The 18,599-nt window shown below is 70.7% G+C and carries 18 protein-coding genes and 1 tRNA gene; 15 read left to right on the top strand and 4 right to left on the bottom strand.

All coding sequences use genetic code 11. From position 1 onward, the window contains the following. Positions 1-16 precede the first annotated feature (16 nt). The gene (locus AKI01S_RS51120; RefSeq protein WP_157420370.1) at positions 17-157 is read left to right on the top strand and encodes a hypothetical protein; all 141 of its coding nucleotides are present in this window, start codon (positions 17-19) and stop codon (positions 155-157) included. A gap of 63 nt (positions 158-220) precedes the next feature. Continuing rightward, positions 221-1,993, top strand: a complete 1,773-nt coding sequence (locus tag AKI01S_RS34845) for an ABC-F family ATP-binding cassette domain-containing protein (RefSeq protein WP_067827556.1) — start codon at positions 221-223, stop codon at positions 1,991-1,993. Positions 1,994-2,405: 412 nt separating this feature from the next. Here AKI01S_RS34845 and AKI01S_RS34840 read toward each other — a convergent pair whose 3' ends face one another. After that, a complete protein-coding gene (locus AKI01S_RS34840) occupies positions 2,406-2,879 on the bottom strand; it encodes a MarR family winged helix-turn-helix transcriptional regulator (protein ID WP_067827553.1) in 474 nt (157 codons plus the stop codon). A gap of 57 nt (positions 2,880-2,936) precedes the next feature. Between AKI01S_RS34840 and AKI01S_RS34835 the strand changes: the two genes are divergently transcribed. Next, a complete protein-coding gene (locus AKI01S_RS34835; protein WP_157420369.1) occupies positions 2,937-3,713 on the top strand; it encodes an alpha/beta fold hydrolase in 777 nt (258 codons plus the stop codon). 39 nt (positions 3,714-3,752) lie between these two features. Here AKI01S_RS34835 and AKI01S_RS34830 read toward each other — a convergent pair whose 3' ends face one another. After that, complete coding sequence (locus AKI01S_RS34830; protein ID WP_067827547.1) at positions 3,753-4,256, bottom strand: MarR family winged helix-turn-helix transcriptional regulator; 504 nt, start codon at positions 4,254-4,256, stop codon at positions 3,753-3,755. A gap of 75 nt (positions 4,257-4,331) precedes the next feature. Between AKI01S_RS34830 and AKI01S_RS34825 the strand changes: the two genes are divergently transcribed. Beyond that, positions 4,332-5,132, top strand: coding sequence for a trans-aconitate 2-methyltransferase (locus AKI01S_RS34825; RefSeq protein WP_067827545.1), 801 nt, complete (start codon positions 4,332-4,334; stop codon positions 5,130-5,132). A 163-nt stretch (positions 5,133-5,295) separates the two neighbouring features. On the opposite strand, the gene AKI01S_RS34820 is transcribed toward AKI01S_RS34825, so the two are convergent. Together AKI01S_RS34820 and AKI01S_RS34815 are read right to left on the bottom strand one after the other, a co-directional pair. Beyond that, the gene (locus AKI01S_RS34820; RefSeq protein WP_245681907.1) at positions 5,296-6,183 is read right to left on the bottom strand and encodes a TetR/AcrR family transcriptional regulator; all 888 of its coding nucleotides are present in this window, start codon (positions 6,181-6,183) and stop codon (positions 5,296-5,298) included. Positions 6,184-6,200: 17 nt separating this feature from the next. Next, positions 6,201-7,160: an acyl-CoA desaturase gene (locus AKI01S_RS34815; RefSeq protein WP_067827542.1), complete on the bottom strand. Its 960-nt coding sequence runs from the start codon at positions 7,158-7,160 to the stop codon at positions 6,201-6,203. Between the two features lie 169 nt (positions 7,161-7,329). On the opposite strand from AKI01S_RS34815, the gene AKI01S_RS34810 reads away from it, so the two are divergent. The 11 genes from AKI01S_RS34810 to AKI01S_RS34760 all read left to right on the top strand — a co-directional run. Further along, positions 7,330-8,223 (top strand): ADP-ribosylglycohydrolase family protein, encoded by an 894-nt coding sequence (locus tag AKI01S_RS34810; RefSeq protein WP_067827539.1) that lies wholly within the window; start codon positions 7,330-7,332, stop codon positions 8,221-8,223. Between the two features lie 61 nt (positions 8,224-8,284). After that, on the top strand, positions 8,285-9,889 hold the full coding sequence (locus tag AKI01S_RS49700; protein ID WP_084000547.1) for a hypothetical protein: 1,605 nt from the start codon (positions 8,285-8,287) through the stop codon (positions 9,887-9,889). Positions 9,890-10,040: 151 nt separating this feature from the next. After that, positions 10,041-10,112, top strand: a tRNA-Gln gene (locus AKI01S_RS34800). Positions 10,113-10,308: 196 nt separating this feature from the next. Then, positions 10,309-11,757: a bifunctional UDP-N-acetylglucosamine diphosphorylase/glucosamine-1-phosphate N-acetyltransferase GlmU gene (glmU, locus tag AKI01S_RS34795; protein WP_067827601.1), complete on the top strand. Its 1,449-nt coding sequence runs from the start codon at positions 10,309-10,311 to the stop codon at positions 11,755-11,757. Positions 11,758-11,852: 95 nt separating this feature from the next. After that, the gene (locus tag AKI01S_RS34790) at positions 11,853-12,833 is read left to right on the top strand and encodes a ribose-phosphate diphosphokinase (RefSeq protein WP_067827537.1); all 981 of its coding nucleotides are present in this window, start codon (positions 11,853-11,855) and stop codon (positions 12,831-12,833) included. 324 nt (positions 12,834-13,157) lie between these two features. Beyond that, positions 13,158-13,766 carry a 50S ribosomal protein L25/general stress protein Ctc gene (locus AKI01S_RS34785; RefSeq protein ID WP_067827535.1) on the top strand — a complete coding sequence of 203 codons (609 nt, stop codon included), beginning with the start codon at positions 13,158-13,160 and terminating at the stop codon, positions 13,764-13,766. Between the two features lie 82 nt (positions 13,767-13,848). Next, positions 13,849-14,424, top strand: coding sequence for an aminoacyl-tRNA hydrolase (gene pth / locus AKI01S_RS34780; RefSeq protein ID WP_157420368.1), 576 nt, complete (start codon positions 13,849-13,851; stop codon positions 14,422-14,424). A 216-nt stretch (positions 14,425-14,640) separates the two neighbouring features. Beyond that, on the top strand, positions 14,641-16,113 hold the full coding sequence (locus AKI01S_RS34775) for a sugar transferase (RefSeq protein ID WP_067827595.1): 1,473 nt from the start codon (positions 14,641-14,643) through the stop codon (positions 16,111-16,113). Positions 16,114-16,221: 108 nt separating this feature from the next. Further along, positions 16,222-17,124, top strand: coding sequence for a 3'(2'),5'-bisphosphate nucleotidase CysQ (locus tag AKI01S_RS34770; protein ID WP_067827592.1), 903 nt, complete (start codon positions 16,222-16,224; stop codon positions 17,122-17,124). A 112-nt stretch (positions 17,125-17,236) separates the two neighbouring features. After that, complete coding sequence (cysD, locus tag AKI01S_RS34765; protein WP_067827589.1) at positions 17,237-18,154, top strand: sulfate adenylyltransferase subunit CysD; 918 nt, start codon at positions 17,237-17,239, stop codon at positions 18,152-18,154. Between the two features lie 41 nt (positions 18,155-18,195). Beyond that, positions 18,196-18,599: GTP-binding protein (locus tag AKI01S_RS34760; RefSeq protein ID WP_174567439.1), on the top strand; the 404-nt coding region annotated here is incomplete at its 3' end.

The following is an 18,599-nucleotide window of genomic DNA, read 5'->3' as shown; positions in this document are numbered from 1 at the left end:
TGGGAGGGGACCGGAGATGTCGATCATGATCTCGCAGGCCGTCACCGGCGGCGTCGCCGCGTTCCTGGTCATCCTGATGGCGCTGGGCCGGACCTCCCTCCGCAGCAGGTGGAGCAGCGGCTCCCGGAGAGACGGCGACTCCGGCGGCGGCGACTGACGGCCCTGAAGCGGCGGTCGCGGGGACGTACGGCTCCCGGTGGGCACTAGCCTTGAAGGTGCCGTGAACCTGATCAATCTTGAGAACGTCAGCAAGGCCTACGGGCCCAAGCCGCTGCTCGACGCGGTCTCCCTCGGGCTGGACGACGACGACCGGATCGGCGTCGTCGGCCGCAACGGGGGCGGCAAGAGCACCCTGGTCGCGATCGTCGCCCGCGCGGTCGACCCCGACGACGGCCGCGTCACCCACTCCCGCGGACTGCGCCTGGGCTACCTGACCCAGCGCGACGAGTTCGCCGAGGGCACGACCGTGCGTTCGGCCGTCCTCGGCGACCGCCCCGAGCACGAGTGGGCGGGCGACACGCGCGTCCGCGACATCCTGACCGGCCTGCTGGCCGATCTGGACCTGGACGCGCCGGTCGCCGGGATGTCGGGCGGGGAACGCCGCCGCGTCGCGCTCGCCCGGCTGCTGGTCCCCGAGTCGGACCTGCTGATCCTGGACGAGCCCACCAACCACCTCGACATCGAGGCCATCGCCTGGCTGGCCGCCCACCTGCGCGACCGGAAGGTCGCGCTGCTGGTCGTCACACACGACCGCTGGTTCCTGGACGAGGTGACCACCCGCACCTGGGAGGTCGTGGACGGACGGGTCGAGCGGTACGAGGGCGGCTACTCGGCGTTCGTGCTGGCCAAGGCGGAACGCGCGCGGATCGCCGCCGCCACCGAGGCCAAGCGGCAGAACCTGCTGCGCAAGGAGCTGGCGTGGCTGCGGCGCGGCCCGCAGGCCCGCACCTCCAAGCCCAAGTTCCGGGTGGACGCGGCCCAGGCGCTGATCGCCGACGAGCCGCCGCCGCGCGACACGGTGGAGCTGACCCGGTTCGCCACGGCCCGCCTCGGCAAGACCGTGATCGACCTTGAGGACGTCACGCTGCGGCTGGGCGACCGCGACATCTTCTCGCACGTCACCTGGCAGCTCGGGCCCGGCGACCGGATCGGCCTGGTCGGCGTGAACGGCAGCGGCAAGTCCACCCTGCTGCGCCTGCTCGACGGCATGGCCACGCCCACCTCCGGCACGGTGGTCCGGGGGCGGACCGTCCAGCTCGCGCACCTGTCGCAGGACCTGGAGGAGCTGGACCCGACCCGCCGCGTCCTGGAGTCGGTCGAGGAGATCCGCCGCCGCATCACCGTCGGCAAGCGCGAGTGGACCGCCAGCCAGCTGCTGGAACGCCTCGGCTTCGCCGGGGATCGCCAGTGGACCCCGGTCGCCGACCTGTCGGGCGGGGAGCGCCGCCGTCTCCAGGTGCTGCGCCTGCTGATGGGCGAGCCGAACGTCCTGCTGCTGGACGAGCCCACCAACGACCTGGACATCGAGACCCTCACCGAGCTGGAGGACATCCTCGACGGCTGGCCGGGCACGCTGGTGGTGGTCAGCCACGACCGCTACTTCCTGGAGCGCATCACCGACCGGGTGGCGGCGCTGCTGGGCGACGGCAAGGTGAAGATGCTGCCGGGCGGAGTGGACGAGTACCTGGAGCGCCGCGCCGGCGGCCAGGCGACCACCCACCGCGCGGCCTCGGCGGCGCAGGCGGCCCCGGCGCCCGCCCCCGCCAAGCCGAAGGCCGGCGGCAACGACTGGAAGGCCCGCAAGGAGCTCGACAAGCTGGAACGCCGCCTGGAGAAGCTCGCCAAGCAGCAGGCCGAGCTGCACGAGCAGCTCGCGGCCCACGCCACCGACTACGCCAGGCTCCAGGAGCTGGACGCCCGGCTCCGCGCCCTCCAGGAGGAGGCGGCGCAGGTGGAGGAGGAGTGGCTGATGCTGGCCGAGGACGTCGGCTAGCGTCCGCGCCGCGCGAGGCCCGTCCCGTGAGGGGCGGGCCTTTCGCCTTCCAACGACCGGTGCCCGACCGCCCGGGCAGCCATGCCCGCGAGCGCGCTACCTGGCCCGAGCCGGGGCTTGGGGACACGGCCAGGGCCTGCTTCGAACGAACCTCGGCCACGCACGCGAGCGCGCTCCCTGACCCGCGGGCCCGAAGCCGGAGGTGAGCCCCGCAGGCCGGAGCTTTGCAACACGAACCGGAGCCTGCTTCGAAACGGCCCCGGCCACGCACGCGAGCGGGCTCCCTGACCCGCAGGCCCGAAGCCGGAGGCGAGCCCCGCAGGCCAGATCGCGAAGCGATGTCGCGCTCGCCAAGACCTGGTGAGGCGCGAGCCCTCGGGGCGAGCCGAAGGCCAGGGCCCTGAAACACCTCCTAATCCACCTCGACGTCGTCGAGGTGGATTAGGAGGCGCGAGAGCACCCGGAGGCAGGCGGTGACCTCGGCCTCGGTCAGGTCGTCGCCGACCGGGCGCAGCATCGCGCGTTCGCGTTCGACCACGGCGGTGACGGCGGCGCGCCCCTCGTCGGTCAGCCGGATGAGGGAGGAGCGCTTGTGCGCCGGGTTGGGGACGGACTCGACCAGGTTCCGCGCGGCCGCGTCGTTGACCATGCGCTGCACGAACTGGCGGCTCAGCGCCTGGGCCCGCCCCATCTGCGGGACGGTCAGGGGCCCGTGTTCGCGCAGCAGGGTGAGCACGGCGCGCACGCCCACCGACAGGCCCGCGAGGGCGGTGTCCTGCTCCACCTTGCGGTGGGCCTTCCGGTACAGCGGGCCCACCAGGTCGAACACCTCGGAGAGCCGGTCGGGCAGGGTTCCGGCGGCCGGGTTTGGGTCCGTTTCGCTCATGCCTCCATCATGACACCTCGGTTGTCATTCTGGCGAAAAGATGACAACTTGGTTGTCATGAATGATCTGTTCTGGCTCGACACCGGCACCGGACGCCCCCTCGTGCTGCTGCACGGCGGCTTCCTCGACCACCACATGTGGGACGACCAGATCCCGGTCCTCGCCCGGCATCACCGCGTCATCGCGCCCGACGCCCGCGGCCACGGCCGTTCCGCCAACGCCACCGCGCCGTTCCGCCACACCGACGACCTCGCCGCGCTGCTGCGCCACCTGGGCACCGGCCCCGCGATCCTCGTCGGGGTGTCCATGGGGGCCGCGACCGCGGTCGACACCGCCCTGGAGCACCCGGACCTGGTCGCCGCGATCGTCGTCACCGGCGCCGGGACCAGCGAGCCCTACTTCACCGACCCCTGGACCACCCGGAACTGGGCCGACTGGCAGGCGGCGATGGCGGCCGGCGACCTGGACGCCTCGGTCGAGACGTTCACCCGGTTCGCCTCGGGCCCGCACCGCTCCCTCGACGACCTCGACCCCGCCGTGGTGGGCCGCCTGCGCGAGATGACCCGCCGCACCATGGCCAAGCACACCGCCGGCGAGCCGAACTGGATGACCCCGGTGCCCGACACCTGGGAACGCGCCGCGAAGATCGACGTCCCGGTGCTGGCGATCAACGGCGCCATCGACTCGCCGGACCACAACGGCATGGCCGAACGCCTCGTCCGCACGGTCGCCCACGGGCGCGTGACCTCGGTCGAGGGCACCTCCCACTACCCCAACATGGAGCGTCCCGACGCCTACAACCGGATCCTGGAGGACTTCCTGAACGCCCTGTGACCGTGCCGGGCCCGTCCCCGAGGGCGGGCCCGTCGCCGCTCAGGGGAGGGGGGCGTCGGTGTCGAAGGGGATCAGGAGGGTGCGCAGCAGGTTCGCCAGCGTCTCGCGGTCGGCGGGGGAGAGGGCGTCGAGGATCTCGTGCTCGCGGTCCAGCAGGTCCGCGAACGCCGCGTCCACGCGGGTCAGGCCCTTGTCGGTGAGGCGCACCAGGACGCCGCGCTTGTCGGCCGGGTCGGGATGGCGCTCGACCAGGCCGGTGGCGGCCAGCCGGTCGATGCGGTTGGTCATCGTGCCGGAGGTGACCAGCGTGGCGCGCAGCAGGCGGCCCGGACTGAGCTGGTAGGGCGCGCCCGCGCGGCGCAGGGCGGTCAGCACGTCGAACTCCCACGACTCCAGCTCGTGGGCGGCGAAGACCGCGCGGCGGGCGCGGTCCAGATGGCGGGCCAGCCGCGAGACCCGGCTGAGCACGTGCAGCGGCTGCACGTCCAGGTCCGGACGTTCGGTGTGCCAGGCCGCGACGAGCCGGTCGACCTCATCCTGCATGGCGCAAGCCTACCTGTCTTGATATCGAGATTACTTTCTTGACATCAAGATAAGGGCGGGGCATCATCTGTCTTGATGTCGAGACAAGTCGAGGCGCAGCCGCCCGCCGCCGTCTGGGACCCCGCGCAGTACGGGGCCTTCGGCGACGAGCGCTCCCGGCCGTTCTTCGAACTGGTGGGCCGCGTCCCCGGCGAGCCCCGCCGGATCGTGGACCTCGGCTGCGGCTCCGGAGAGCTCACCGCCACCCTGGCCCGCCGCTGGCCCGAGGCCGACATCACCGGCATCGACTCCTCACCCGAGATGATCGCGGCGGCCCGCGCCCATGAGGGCGGACGCCTGCGGTTCGCCGTCGGCGACATCGCCGCGTGGACGCCCGACGGACCCGTCGACCTGATCGTCTCCAACGCCGCCCTGCACTGGGTGCCCGGGCACGAGGACCTGCTGCCCCGCTGGACCGACGCGCTCACGGGCGGCGGACGCCTGGCGTTCCAGGTCCCCGGCAACTTCGACGCCCCCAGCCACGTGATCCTGCGCGACCTGTGCGCCGCGCCCCGCTGGCGGGACCGCCTGCACGGCACCGTCCGGACCGACCCGGTCCGCGACGCCGCCGGATACCTCGACCTGCTCGCCCGCCACGGCTGCGCGGTCGACGCCTGGGAGACCACCTACCTGCAGGTCCTCCAGGGCGAGGACCCCGTACTGGAGTGGGTCAAGGGCACCGCGCTGCGGCCCGTGCTGACCGCCCTCGGCCCCGGCGCCTCCGACGACTTCCTCACCGAGTACGGAGCCCAGCTCCGCGCCGCCTACCCGGCGGCGCCGCACGGCACCGTGTTCCCCTTCCGGCGCGTCTTCGTGATCGCGGAGCGCGCCCCCTAGAGCAGGATGCCGCCCGTCGCGGGAGGGACACTCATATCGTTCCCCTGCGGTGTGCCCCCTCCCGCGGCGGGCGGCATCCGACCAGCCCGGCGGCGCGACCCGTGGCTGGCGACCCCGGCCGGCGGCGGCCCGGACGAACTCCGGGCGGCCGCCGGTTCCACCGTCACCGCGGAACGATCTCGGTGACGGCCTCCGCGACGGGCTCCGCCGCGATCTCGGGGATCTCCTCCGCCGCGACGGCCCCGGCGGGCGCGGCCTCCGCGACCCCGGTCTCCGCGCCCCCGGCCTCCGGCTCACCGGAGCGGCGCTGCCTGCGCTGCGCCCTCTCGGCCTTCGCCAGCGCCTTCTCCTCGGCCTTGGCGGCCTTGGCCGCCTCCCGCTCGGCCCGCTTCTCCATCCGCTCGCGCTCCTTGCGGCGCTGCTTCGGATCCAGCGAGGGCCGCGGCTCCAGACCCGACAGCCCGTTCCAGGCGAGGTTGACCACGTGCGCGGCCACCTCCTCGCGCTTGGGCCTGCGGGCGTCCAGCCACCACTGGCCGGTCAACGCGACCATCCCGACGAGCATCTGGGCGTACATCGGCGCGAACTTGTCGTCGTAGTCGTGCCGGTCCAGCTCCTGCGCCATGAGGTGCTCGACCTCACCGGCGATCTCGCTCAGCAGGCTGGCGTAGGAGCCGGTCCCGGTGCCACCGTGACTGTCGCGCACCAGGATGCGGAAGCCGTCGGGGTGCTCCTCGATGTACTCCAGCAGCGCCAGCGCCGCCTTCTCCAGCTTGCTGCGGTAGTGGATGGCCGAGTTCAGCGCCTCGGTCACCAGGCCCAGGAGCTTCTCGAACTCCCGGTCCACCACCACCGCGTAAAGCCCCTCCTTACCGCCGAAGTGCTCGTAGACCACCGGTTTGGACACACCCGCCGCCGCGGCGATCTCCTCCACCGACGTGCCGTCCAGGCCACGCTCGGCGAACAGGGTGCGCCCGATGGTCAGCAGCTGCTCGCGTCGTTCCTTGCCGGTCATCCGCTTCCTGCGGGACCGGGGGGCTGGTTCAGTCACATCCTCAATTGTGACGGTCACGCGTCCTGCTTGATGCGCCTGGACGCCAGCCGGTCCTCGTTCGGCCAGCGCACGTCGTACGCCCAGCCGGCCTTCTCGAACGCCCAGATGACGCGGGCGGAGATGTCGACCTGCCCCTTCAGCACGCCGTGCCGGGCGCAGGTCGGGTCGGAGTGGTGCAGGTTGTGCCAGGACTCGCCCAGGGACGGGATCGCCAGCCACCACACGTTGCGGGACTTGTCGCGGACCTCGAAGTCCTCCTTGCCGAAGGTGTGGCAGATCGAGTTGATCGACCAGGTCACGTGGTGCACCAGGGTGATGCGGACCAGACCGGCCCACAGGAACCCGGTCACCGCGCCGTGCCAGGACATCGTCATCAGCCCGCCGAGCACGCCGGGCAGGATCATCGAGACCGCCACCAGACCGGGGAACCAGCGGTGGATGGCGCTGATGTCCTTGTCGTTCAGCAGGTCCTTGGCGAACCGCTCCTTGTTGGTGCGGTTACCGTCGAACAGCCAGCCGTAGTGCGCCCACAGCAGGCCCTTGCCCAGGGCCTTCCAGTCGTCGCCGAACCGCCACGGCGAGTGCGGGTCCATCTCCTTGTCGGAGTGCTTGTGGTGCCGCCGGTGGTCGGCGACCCAGGTGATGATCGGACCCTCCATCGCCATGCTGCCCGCGACCGCCATGAAGATCTTCAGCGGCCGCTTGGCCTTGAACGACCCGTGCGTGAAGTACCGGTGGTAGCCCACCGTGATCCCGCCCGCGGACAGGAAGTAGAAGACCGCCGTCAGCACCACGTCGGACCAGCCGAGCCAGCCGCTGGTCCAGGCCAGCGGGATCGCGGCGAACAGTGCGAGGAACGGGATCCCGGTGAAGACCGCGACCAGGACGCGTTCGGGAACGCCCTGCCCCGCGGGGTCGAGTTCGGGACGGGCCTGGGGACGGACGGGTCGTTCGACTGCCGGGGCAGTAGTCATGCGTTACCACTTCCTGTTCGAGGACGAGCTACCTACGCCAACGTAACCTACGCTGGCGTAAGTTGGACAGTGCCGCTCGGTAAAATCAGTGGGAATCCGGCCCACCGACCGCGAGACTCCTTCCGAGGACGGCCCCACACGGCCACCCCGGCCCCGGAAAGAGCAGGTCATGGCAGCACTCACCCCCGCCCGTCGCACCGCCCTGGCCCGCGCCTCCCTGGAGGGCCTGTCGGTCGGAGACGCCTTCGGCGACCAGTTCTTCCTGCTGTCTAACCGTGAGATTCAGCCTGAAACCGGACTTCCCCCGGCTCCTTGGGGCTGGTCCGACGACACCGAGATGGCCTGCTCCGTCGTGACCGTCCTCACCGAGCACGACGGCATCGACCAGGACGCGCTGGCCACCTCGTTCGCCGAACGCATGGACATCGGCCGCCGGTACGGCGCGGGCGCGGTCGAACTCCTGGAACGCGTCCGCGGCGGCGTCCACTGGCACCCCGCCTCCCGCGAACTGTTCGACGGGAAGGGGTCCTTCGGCAACGGCGCCGCCATGCGCGTCGCACCCCTCGGCGCCTACTTCTCCGACGACCCCGCCCGCGCCGCCAAGGAGGCGGCCCTGTCCGCCGAGGTCACCCACGCCCACCCCGAGGGCATCGCGGGCGCCGTCGCCACGGCCACGGCGGCCGCCCACGCCGCCGCCGACCCCAACCTCACCCCCCGCGGCCTGCTGGAAGCCGCCCTCGAACACACCCCGGCCGAACACGTCCGCAAAGGCCTCCAGCGAGCCCGCACCCTCCTGAAGGCCACCCCCGCCGAAGCTGCCCACGTCCTCGGCAACGGCAACCGCATCTCCGCACAGGACACCGTCCCGTTCGCCCTGTGGGCGGCCGCGACGAACCTCGACGACTACGAGTCGGCGATCCGCGCCTGCGTCCTGGTGGGCGGCGACATGGACACCACCGCGGCCATCACCGGCGGCGTCCTGGCGGCCCGCCTCGGCACCGAAGGCCTCCCACCCGGCTGGCGCGAGGCCCGCGAACCCCTCCCCACCTGGCTCCCCACCTGACGATCACCGCACGAAGCTGGCCGGTCACGGAATGTCAGACCCCTGGCGTACCGTCCACCCCATGAACGACGACACCCCCACCCCCACCCACCCCCGCGCCAAACCCGACCTCCGCGCCCGAGCCCGTGAACTCCGCGCCCTCGGCCACAGCTACAACGAGATCGCCGCCGAACTCGGCGTCTCCAAAAGCTCCTGCTCCCTCTGGTTACGCGACATGCCCCGCCCCATCACCGGAGAGGAGCAGACCCGCCGCGCGACGGCCGCCCGCGCGGCCGGACACCGACGCCGCCGCGCCCGAACAGACGACCGGCGCCTCGCGACCAAACGCGAGGCCGCCCGCGACATCGGCGACCTGACCGACCGCGACCTCCTCCTCGCCGGAGCGATCCTCTACTGGTGCGAGGGCGCCAAACGGGACGGTCGCGTGGACTTCTGCAACAGCGACCCCGCCATGATCGGCCTGTTCCTGCGCTTCCTGGACACCGCCGGGGTGACCCGCGACCGGCTGCGCTTCCAGCTGCAGATCCACGAGGGCGCCGACCTCGACGAGGCCGAGACGTTCTGGCGGACGCTCACCGGCGCCGACCGCTCCCGGTTCGGCAAGCCGACCATCAAGAAGAGCAGAGCGGACAGCAACCGCCGCAACACCGGCCCCGACTACCGCGGCTGCCTGCGGGTGAAGGTGCGTCACTCGCTGGCCCTTCGCTGGCGGATCGAAGGTCTGGTCCACGCGATTCTCCGGATCGAGCCTCCTTCCATGACCGGACTGCCCTCAGGGATCCCGGTGACCGGGTTGCGCCGTCGGGCCGTGGAGATGCGGCGTGCGGGCCGTTCCCGGGCCGTCATCCAGGAGCGGCTCGGGATCGACGATCCTCGACTGGTCGACGCGCTGCTCAAAGGGGAGCCACCGGCCCGGGCGTGGACGCTCCGGGCGACGGCGGACCAGATCAACGAGGACACGGCACGTGAACTGCACGCGCGGGGCTGGGGATACCGGCGAATCTCCGACCACCTGCGGGTGTCCAGAGACGTCGCCGCGCGCTGGGTCGGTGGTTCCGGGGATGCGCCGACCGGCGGTCGGGCGGTGACGGCGTCGAGAGCCGCGGGCATTCGACGGCACTGGGACGGCAGACGCGTCTTTGCGGAGGTCGAACGGCGGCTGGTCTGGGAGGAGGCCGCGGCTTGGGTCGGAGGGCTCAGTGAACGCGACGTGCGCTTCCTGGGAGCTCTGGCCTACTGGTGTGAAGGTGCGAAGGACAAGCCCTACCGCAGGACGGAGCAGGTCCGGTTCATCAACCGGGATCCGGCCCTGATCAGGTTCTTCCTCCGCTTCGTCGAGGTGGCAGGGGGCGAGCGGCACCCGATCCGCTTCCGCTTGCACATCCACGAGAACGGTGACCTTGAGGGCGCGCACCGCTTCTGGAGCGGTGTGATCCCTGCCGGGCACGGCTCGATGTTCCGCAAGGACAGGATCAAACGGCACGAGCCGCGAACGGACCGCCCTGAGGAGCAGCGTGACTACCACGGGTGCCTGGAGGTCGTCGTGGGACGGAGCACCGATCTCTACCGGAGGATCGAGGGCTGGGCGCTGGGCCCTGTGCTGGGCGAGGCCGCCGCCGTGGCGCGCTGGACGAGGGGTCCCGGGATCCCGCCGGGGGACTCCTGACGCTGGCGGACGCTGTGGATGGAGGGCACCGCGTGTCGGCCCGGCGCAGGAAGCGGAAGGGGGCCGCCGGCGGGGCGGATTTCCGATGTGGTCCCGCGCCTGACCTTCGCTATCCTTGACGGGGCAGGGATCAACATCCTGTCCGTTTTGATCCGGCGTGGTGTAATTGGCAGCACAGGTCTTTTTGGTGGATCTTGTCAGGGTTCGAATCCTTGCGCCGGAGCTGCCCGAAAACTGGGTGTTTGGTAGTGACTGGGGTGGCGCCGGGCGCCACCCCTTTGCGTTCCCCCAGGCCGGGGGCCGGGGTGACAGGGTTTCGGTGGGCGGTATCCTTCGGGGTGTCGGGTGAGGTGGGCCTTGGCGTGCCCTCAGGACACCCGGATCGATTTTTTCCGTTCGCGATGCCGAGGAGCCTCTTCGTGAGCGCTAGCCGCCCGGCTGCCGTCATCGTCCTCGCCGCCGGCGAGGGCACCCGGATGAAGTCCCGTACCTCCAAGGTGCTGCACGAGCTGTGCGGGCGCTCGATGCTCGGCCATGTGCTGGCCGCCGCGGGCGAGTTGGATCCGCAGCGCCTGGTGGTGGTCGTGGGTCATCGGCGGGAGCAGGTCATCGAACATCTCGCCGCGCACGCGCCCGGGGCGGAGCCGGTGGTGCAGGAGCGCCAGGGTGGTACCGGGCATGCGGTGCGTACGGCGTTGGAGCAGGTCGGGCCGTTGAGTGGGACGGTGGTCGTCACGAACGGCGATCATCCGTTGCTGCGTGGTGAGACTCTGGCCGAGATGGTCCGGGTTCATGAGGCCGAGGGCAACGCGGTGACGATCCTCACCACGGAGATCCCGGACGCGACCGGTTACGGGCGCATTCTGCGTGGGTCGGATGGTGCGGTGACGGCGATCGTGGAGCACAAGGACGCGACCGCCGAGCAGCGGGCCGTGCGTGAGATCAACGTGGGGATGTACGCGTTCGACGGGGCGTTGCTGGGTGAGGCTCTGAAGCGTGTGGGGACCGACAACGCGGGTGGTGAGGAGTATCTCACCGATGTGGTGGCGATCCTGCGTGGTGATGGGCATCGGGCGGGGGCGTTCGTGGCTCCCGACTGGGTGGAGACGCAGGGTGTGAACGATCGTGTCCAGCTGGCGCAGGCGCGGCGGCAGCTCAACGATCGTGTGCTGGAGGGCCTGATGCGGGCCGGGGTGACGGTCGTGGATCCGGCGAGTACCTGGATCGATGTTCAGGTGACCGCTGAGCCTGACGCGGTCGTGTATCCGAACACCCAGCTGCACGGTGCCACGCATCTCGGTGAGGGTGCTCGGGTGGGGCCGAACTGCACGCTCACGGACACGAGGGTCGGTGCGGACGCGACGGTCGTCAATGCCGTGTGTGTCGGTGCGGAGGTGGGGCCCGAGGCGTCGGTGGGGCCGTTCGCGTATCTGCGGCCGGGTACGGTTCTGGCGCGGAAGGCGAAGGTCGGCACGTATGTGGAGACCAAGAACGCGCAGGTGGGTGAGGGTTCCAAGGTGCCTCACCTGACCTATGTGGGTGACGCGGAGATCGGTGTGGGCTGCAATGTCGGGGCCGGCACGGTCTTTGTGAACTATGACGGTGTGAACAAGCACCGCACGGTGGTCGGTGACCACGTGAAGATCGGCAGCGACAACATGCTGGTGGCGCCGGTGGAGATCGGCGATGGTGCGTACACGGCGGCCGGTTCGGTGATCGTTCGGGACGTTCCGCCGGGGGCGATGGCCGTCGCCCGAGGTCAGCAGCGCAATATTGAGGGGTGGGTGGAGCGTCGGCTGCCGGGGACGGCGACCGCCGAGGCCGCCCGCCGGGCACGTGAGCGCGAGGCTCCGGGCGACGACAGGTAGCGGCCCGTGTCCCGGGTGTGACAGGTCCGGGTTCGGGAAGTGGGGGGACGACGCCCCACGGCAGAGAAGGTTCCATTGAGGGGGAGTTGTCAGAGGTGAGTGGGATCAAGGCGAGCGGCCAGAAGAAGCTGATGCTCTTCAGTGGCCGAGCCCACCCGGACCTGGCCAAGGAAGTAGCCGACAACCTCCACGTCGAGCTCACGCCGACCTCGGCGTACGACTTCGCGAATGGTGAGACGTTCGTCCGCTTCCTGGAGTCGGTGCGCGGCTCCGACGCCTTCGTGATCCAGAGTCACACCGCTCCCATCAATCAGTGGATCATGGAGCAGTTGATCATGGTGGACGCGCTCAAGCGCGCCTCCGCCAAGCGGATCACGGTCGTGGCCCCGTTCTTCGGCTATGCCCGCCAGGACAAGAAGCACCGCGGCCGCGAGCCGATCTCGGCGCGTCTGATGGCGGATCTGTTCAAGACCGCCGGCGCCGACCGTCTCATCACGGTCGACCTGCACACCGCGCAGATCCAGGGTTTCTTCGACGGGCCGGTGGACCACCTGTTCGCGCTGGACCTGCTGGCGGACCACTTCGAGTCCCGGCTGGACCTGTCGCAGGTGACGGTCGTCGCGCCGGACGCGGGCCGGGTGCGGGTCACCGAGCGGTGGTCGGACCGGCTGGGCGGCGTGCCGATGGCGATCATCCACAAGAAGCGCGATCCCGACGTCGCCAACGAGGTCAAGGTCTTCGACGTCGTCGGCGAGGTCAAGGACCGTACCTGTGTGATCGTCGACGACATGATCGACACCGGTGGCACGATCGTGAAGGCGGCCGACGCGCTGTTCGACAACGGCGCGTCCAAGGTCGTCGTCGCCGCCACCCACGGGGTGCTGTCCGGTCCGGCGGTGGACCGGTTGAAGAACTCCCGTATCTCCGAGGTCGTGCTGACCAACACCCTCCCGATCCCGGAGGAGAAGCAGTTCGACAAGCTGACGGTCCTGTCGATCGCCCCGCTGGTCGCCCGCGCGATCAACGAGGTCTTCTCGGACGGCTCGGTGACGAGCCTGTTCGGCGGTCACAGCTGACCTGATCTCCGTCGGCGCGGCGGGCCCCGGACCACCTTGCGGCGGTCCGGGGCCCGCCGCGTGTCCGGGGCCTCGCGGGGGCGCCTATGCTGTGGGGGAGAGCGGTCCGAGTGGCGTTGCGGGTTCTCGCGATCGGCTAGACTTCTTGGACCCGCGTATGCCTTGGGTCGTTGAGGGCGGTCCCATTACGGGTCTCGCACTCCCCGGGGAACGCAAAGAATCTTCGAGGCGCCTGACGCATCGAGCAACGCCTGATTCGCTCTGTCCGTAACGGACGTCCAACGCCGGACGGCCGTGGATCGCAACAAACGAGGAGTTTTCGCCGTGTCCGAGGTACGCATTGCCGCCGAGCCGCGCACCGAGTTCGGTAAGGGTGCCGCGCGGCGCACCCGCCGGGCCGGCAAGGTGCCCGCCGTCCTCTACGGGCACGGCACCGACCCGCAGCACATCTCCCTTCCGGGCCACGAGCTGATGCTCGCGCTGAAGACCCCGAACGTGCTGCTGACCATCGAGGGTCTGGGTTCCGGCACCGAGCTGGCCCTGCCCAAGGACGTCCAGCGCGACCCGATCAAGGGCTTCCTGGAGCACGTCGACCTGCTGCTGGTGAAGCGCGGCGAGAAGGTCAACGTCGACATCGCGGTGAACGCCGTCGGTGACGTCGTCTCGGGCGGTGTCGTGCAGCAGGAGACCGTGCAGATCTCCGTCGAGGCCGAGGCCACCCACATCCCCGAGTCCGTCGAGGTCGACGTGACCGGCCTGGAGGTCGGTGCGCAGATCACCGCCGCCGACGTGAAGCTGCCCTCCGGCGTGACCCTGGTCACCGACGCCGACACGATGATCGTGCAGATCACCGACGCCACCGCGTCGGCCGGTGAGACCGGTGAGGGCGAGACCGCCGAGGCGCCGGCCGCCGAGGGCGAGTCCGCCGAGTAACGAGCGGGCCGTACCGACGTTCCACGGCCCCCGCCGGTGTCCGACACCGGTGGGGGCCGTCGGTGTGTGGGAGGGTTTCCTGGTGAGCGGTGATCTGTGGCTGGTGGTCGGTCTCGGCAACCCCGGACCGGCGTACGCGGGCAACCGGCACAACGCCGGGTTCATGGTGCTGGACAACCTGGCGGCGCGGGCCGGCGGGAGGTTCAGGAGCCACAAGGCGCGCGCGGACGTCGTGGAAGGACGGCTGGCCGGGGCGCGGGTGGTGCTGGCCAAGCCGCGCGGCTACATGAACGAGTCCGGTGGCCCGGTGAAGGCGCTGCGCGACTTCTACAAGGTGCCCGTCGAGCGGACGATCGTCGTCCATGACGAGCTCGACATCCCCTACGGGGCGGTGCGCCTCAAGCAGGGCGGCGGCGACAACGGCCACAACGGGCTGCGTTCCGTCACCAGGTCCCTGGGGGACAAGGAGTATCTGCGCGTCCGGTTCGGCGTGGGGCGTCCGCCGGGGCGGATGGACGCGGCGGCGTTCGTGCTGAAGGACTTCTCGTCGACGGAACGCCGGGATCTGGAGCTGAACGTCGAGCGCTCCGCCGACGCCGTGGAGGCCGTCATCGCCGACGGGCTGGCCGCCGCGCAGAACGCCTTCCACGCCTCCTGATCTTGGGTGTTACCGGTTCCGGCCACTTTCCGGCGGCCCGGGTGTCACCCCTTCCGCCGCATGTGAGGCTACTCGTCACTACTGTGGCCATGAATCCGTAAGATGCGTCACAAACGGGATTCAAGGGCCGTGTGAACCCCAGGTGTCCCTCGGCCGTCCTCGTGGTGAATTGAAACGTTTTGTTGCGGGGTTCTCGTGTTGGGGGTGGCGGCGAGGATGACGGTCGTTGACGGTGTCCGGCCGACCGAGGCGTCGGAGGGCGATCGGGCACGCCCCGGGAGCCGAAGCTGGGTCGCGGCCTACCGGCGCGACGCGATGCTGCTGGACTGCGCCAGCATGGCGGTCGCCGGGCTCATCGCGTTCGTGTTGCGTTTTCCCGGGGTTCCCGGTGACCCCACCTTCCCCTACGTCGCCTTCACGCTGGCGCTGCCGCTCCTGTGGCTGCTGTTCCTCCTGGTGTGCCGCGCCTACCAACCCCGGCACATCGGGGTGGGGTACGAGGAGTTCCGGCGCGTCCTGAACGCCGGGTTCACCTTCACCGCCACCGTCGCGATCGTCGCCTACGCCACCAAGACCGAGGTGGCCCGCGGGTACGTGGTGATGGCGCTGCCACTGGGCACGTTCCTGGCGGTGCTGGCGCGGTACCGGCTGCGCAAGCGGCTGCACCGGCGGCGCTGGAGCGGCGAGTGCATGCGCCGGGTGGTCGCGGTCGGGCACCGTGCCTCGGTCGCCGACCTGATCCGGCTGCTGCGCAGCAAGCGCTACCACGGCATGAACATCGTCGGCGTGTGCCTGCCGCCCGCGCTGACCAGCGGCGAGGACAAGGTCGACGAGGTCGAGGGCGTTCCGGTGCTGGGCGACTTCGGGCAGGCCGCCGCCGCGATCGGCCGGGTGCGGGCCGACTCGGTGGCGGTGCTGGCCTGTCCGGAGATGGACGGGATGGCGCTGCGCCGCCTGGCCTGGCAGATCGAGCACGACGACGTCGAGCTGGTCGTGGCGCCCGCGCTGATGGACGTGGCCGGGCCGCGCATCTCGATCCGCCCGGTGTCGGGGCTGCCGCTGCTGCACGTGGAGCACCCCGAGCTGGACGGGCCCCGCAAGCTGCTCAAGGGCCTGGTGGACCGGGTCGGCTCGACGGTCGGGCTGCTGATGCTCAGCCCGCTGCTGCTGGTGATCGCCGCGCTGATCCGGATGGGCGGCGGACCGGTGCTGTTCCGGCAGGTCCGGGTGGGCCGCGACGGCCGCGAGTTCACCGTGTACAAGTTCCGCACGATGGTGGTGGACGCCGAGCACCGCAAGATCGAGCTGATGGAGCTCAACGAGAACGACGGCGTGCTGTTCAAGATCCGTCACGATCCGCGGGTCACCCGGGTCGGCCGCTGGCTGCGCCGCTACTCGCTGGACGAGCTACCCCAGTTGATCAACGTGCTGCGCGGCGACATGTCGCTCGTCGGGCCGCGTCCGCCGCTCCCGGAGGAGGTCGCGCAGTACGGTGGTGACGTGTACCGGCGGCTGGTGGTCAAGCCGGGGTTGACCGGACTGTGGCAGGTCAGCGGGCGTTCCGACCTGACCTGGGAGGAATCGGTCCGGCTCGACCTGCGTTACGTTGACAACTGGTCGCTGGCGCTGGACCTGCAGATCATGTGGAAGACCTGGTCGGCGGTGTTCCGGGGCTCGGGCGCCTACTAGGGTCCGCCGCGGGTCCGCCGCATCGGGCACCCCGCCCGGTCGCACGAGGTCCGGGTCATGAGAACGTATACCCAACAGATCGGCTGAGTCGGGAATGTGGGCGGCGGGATGACGGACGGTACGGCACGCGCGGACGACCGCGCGCCGGTGGACGACCACGCGCTGGCGGGCGCGCTCGCCGCCGAGGCGGGGCGTCTTCTCCTGGAAGTGCGCGACGAGGTCGGGTTCGCCGACGGCCGCGCCCTCAAGAACGCCGGTGACCTGCGGTCGCACGAGCACCTGATGGCCGCGCTGGCCGAACGCCGCCCCGGCGACGCGATCCTGTCGGAGGAGGGCCGCGCCTCGGTGGCGGGCAAGCGCGCCGCGGGCCTGGCCGGCGCGCCGACCGGCAACACCGCCGACGCCGACCGCCGCACCGCCGACCGCGTGTGGATCATCGACCCGCTCGACGGCACCCGCGAGTTCTCCGAGGAGGGCCGCCGCGACTGGGCCGTCCACGTCGCGCTGTGGGAGAGGGGCCGCCTGACGGCGGGCGCCGTCGCGCTGCCCGCGCAGGGGCTGACGCTGCGCACCGACGCCCTCGGCGGCGCGGTCACGGTGAACGGCTCCCGCGAGTCGGTCCTCACCGCCCCCGCGCCCGACCCCGGGAAGCTGCGCATCGCCGTCAGCCGCACCCGACCCCCCGAATTCGTCCAGCGGCTGGCCGAGGCCCTGGAGACGGACGTGGAACTGGTGCCCATCGGCTCGGCCGGGGCGAAGATCTCGGCGGTGCTGCTCGGCGAGGTGGACGCCTACGTCCACGCGGGCGGCCAGTACGAGTGGGACTCGGCGGCCCCGGCGGCCGTCGCGCTGGCCGCGGGCGCGCACGCCTCGCGCATCGACGGGTCGCCGCTGGAGTACAACCGGGAGGACCCTCGACTCCCGGATATCCTGGTGTGCCACCCCATGTCGGCATCGACGCTGCTGACCGGCATCCGGGACGTGAGCGACGCTCTGCCGAGCTGTCCCTAGCGGCAGCCGCCGCCAGACCGACGCCCCAGACCGGCGGGGAACGGGTCCGTGCCCGACGACGAGAGCCCGCTCCGGCCGGTGACCGCCCTACAGCGTGGAGAGAGCCCAGACCATGCAGCGCTGCGACTATCTACTTTCCCAGTTGGACGTGCTGGAAGCCGAGTCGATCCACATCATCCGTGAGGTGGCGGCCGAGTTCGAACGCCCGGTCCTGCTGTTCTCCGGTGGCAAGGACAGCATCGTGATGCTGCACCTGGCCAAGAAAGCGTTCTGGCCCGCCCCGGTCCCGTTTCCGGTGATGCATGTGGACACCGGGCACAACTTCCCCGAGGTGATCGAGTACCGGGATCGGCGGGTGGCCGAGGCCGGGGTGCGGTTGGTGGTGGCCTCGGTGCAGGCCTCCATCGACGCCGGGCGGGTGGTGGAGGAGAGCGGGCGGCGCGCCTCGCGCAATCGCCTGCAGACCACCACCCTGCTGGACGCCATCGAACAGCACCGTTTTGATGCGGCCTTTGGTGGGGCGCGGCGTGATGAGGAGAAGGCCCGCGCCAAGGAGCGGGTGGTGTCCTTCCGTGATGAGTTCGGGCAGTGGGATCCCAAGAACCAGCGCCCCGAGCTGTGGAATCTGTACAACACCCGGATCCGCCAGGGCGAGCATGTGCGGGTGTTCCCGCTGTCGAACTGGACCGAGCTGGATATCTGGGACTACATCCGCCGGGAGCGGCTGGAGCTGCCCTCGATCTACTTCGCCCACACCCGGCGGGTGTTCGAGCGCGATGGGATGCTGCTGGACGCCCAGACCGGGTTTGCCAACCGGGGGGAGGATGAGCCGGAGTTTGCGGCCAGCGTCCGGTATCGCACCGTCGGGGACGCCTCGTGCACGGGGGCGGTGAAGTCGACGGCGGTGACGTTGGATGAGGTGATCGAGGAGATCGCGGCCACCCGGGTGACCGAGCGTGGGCAGACCCGGGCCGATGACCGGGCCAGCGAGGCCGCCATGGAGGACCGCAAGAAGGAGGGCTACTTCTAATGGCCTCGACCACCCCCGGTATCACGGGCACGGGCAAGAGCATGGACATCCTGCGGTTCGCCACCGCCGGTTCGGTGGATGACGGCAAGTCCACCCTGATCGGGCGGCTGCTGTTCGACTCCAAGTCGATCTTTGAGGATCAGCTGGAGTCGGTGGAGCGCACCAGCGCTGATCGGGGCGAGGAGTACACCAACCTGGCGCTGCTGACCGACGGTCTGCGGGCCGAGCGCGAGCAGGGCATCACCATCGATGTGGCCTACCGCTACTTCGCCACCCCGCGGCGCAAGTTCATCATCGCCGACACCCCCGGCCACATCCAGTACACCCGCAACATGGTCACCGGCGCCTCCACCGCCGACCTGGCCATCATCCTGGTCGACGCCCGCAAGGGCATCCTGGAACAGTCCCGCCGCCACGCCTTCCTGACCACGTTGCTGAAGGTCCC

Source organism: Actinomadura kijaniata NBRC 14229 (assembly GCF_001552175.1).
In the GTDB taxonomy this organism is placed as follows: Bacteria; Actinomycetota; Actinomycetes; order Streptosporangiales; family Streptosporangiaceae; genus Spirillospora; species Spirillospora kijaniata.
This window is presented reverse-complemented; position numbering and strand designations above follow the sequence as displayed.

Coding starts and splice junctions, on each gene's coding strand:
- cysD (WP_067827589.1), top strand. CDS start 17,237: ATGCAGCGCTGCGACTATCTACTTTCCCAGTTGGACGTGCTGGAAGCC.
- AKI01S_RS34835 (WP_157420369.1), top strand. CDS start 2,937: ATGAATGATCTGTTCTGGCTCGACACCGGCACCGGACGCCCCCTCGTG.
- AKI01S_RS34815 (WP_067827542.1), bottom strand. CDS start 7,160: ATGACTACTGCCCCGGCAGTCGAACGACCCGTCCGTCCCCAGGCCCGT.
- AKI01S_RS51120 (WP_157420370.1), top strand. CDS start 17: ATGTCGATCATGATCTCGCAGGCCGTCACCGGCGGCGTCGCCGCGTTC.
- AKI01S_RS34825 (WP_067827545.1), top strand. CDS start 4,332: ATGTCGAGACAAGTCGAGGCGCAGCCGCCCGCCGCCGTCTGGGACCCC.
- AKI01S_RS34840 (WP_067827553.1), bottom strand. CDS start 2,879: ATGAGCGAAACGGACCCAAACCCGGCCGCCGGAACCCTGCCCGACCGG.
- AKI01S_RS34830 (WP_067827547.1), bottom strand. CDS start 4,256: ATGCAGGATGAGGTCGACCGGCTCGTCGCGGCCTGGCACACCGAACGT.
- AKI01S_RS34770 (WP_067827592.1), top strand. CDS start 16,222: ATGACGGACGGTACGGCACGCGCGGACGACCGCGCGCCGGTGGACGAC.
- AKI01S_RS34775 (WP_067827595.1), top strand. CDS start 14,641: ATGACGGTCGTTGACGGTGTCCGGCCGACCGAGGCGTCGGAGGGCGAT.
- AKI01S_RS49700 (WP_084000547.1), top strand. CDS start 8,285: ATGAACGACGACACCCCCACCCCCACCCACCCCCGCGCCAAACCCGAC.
- AKI01S_RS34810 (WP_067827539.1), top strand. CDS start 7,330: ATGGCAGCACTCACCCCCGCCCGTCGCACCGCCCTGGCCCGCGCCTCC.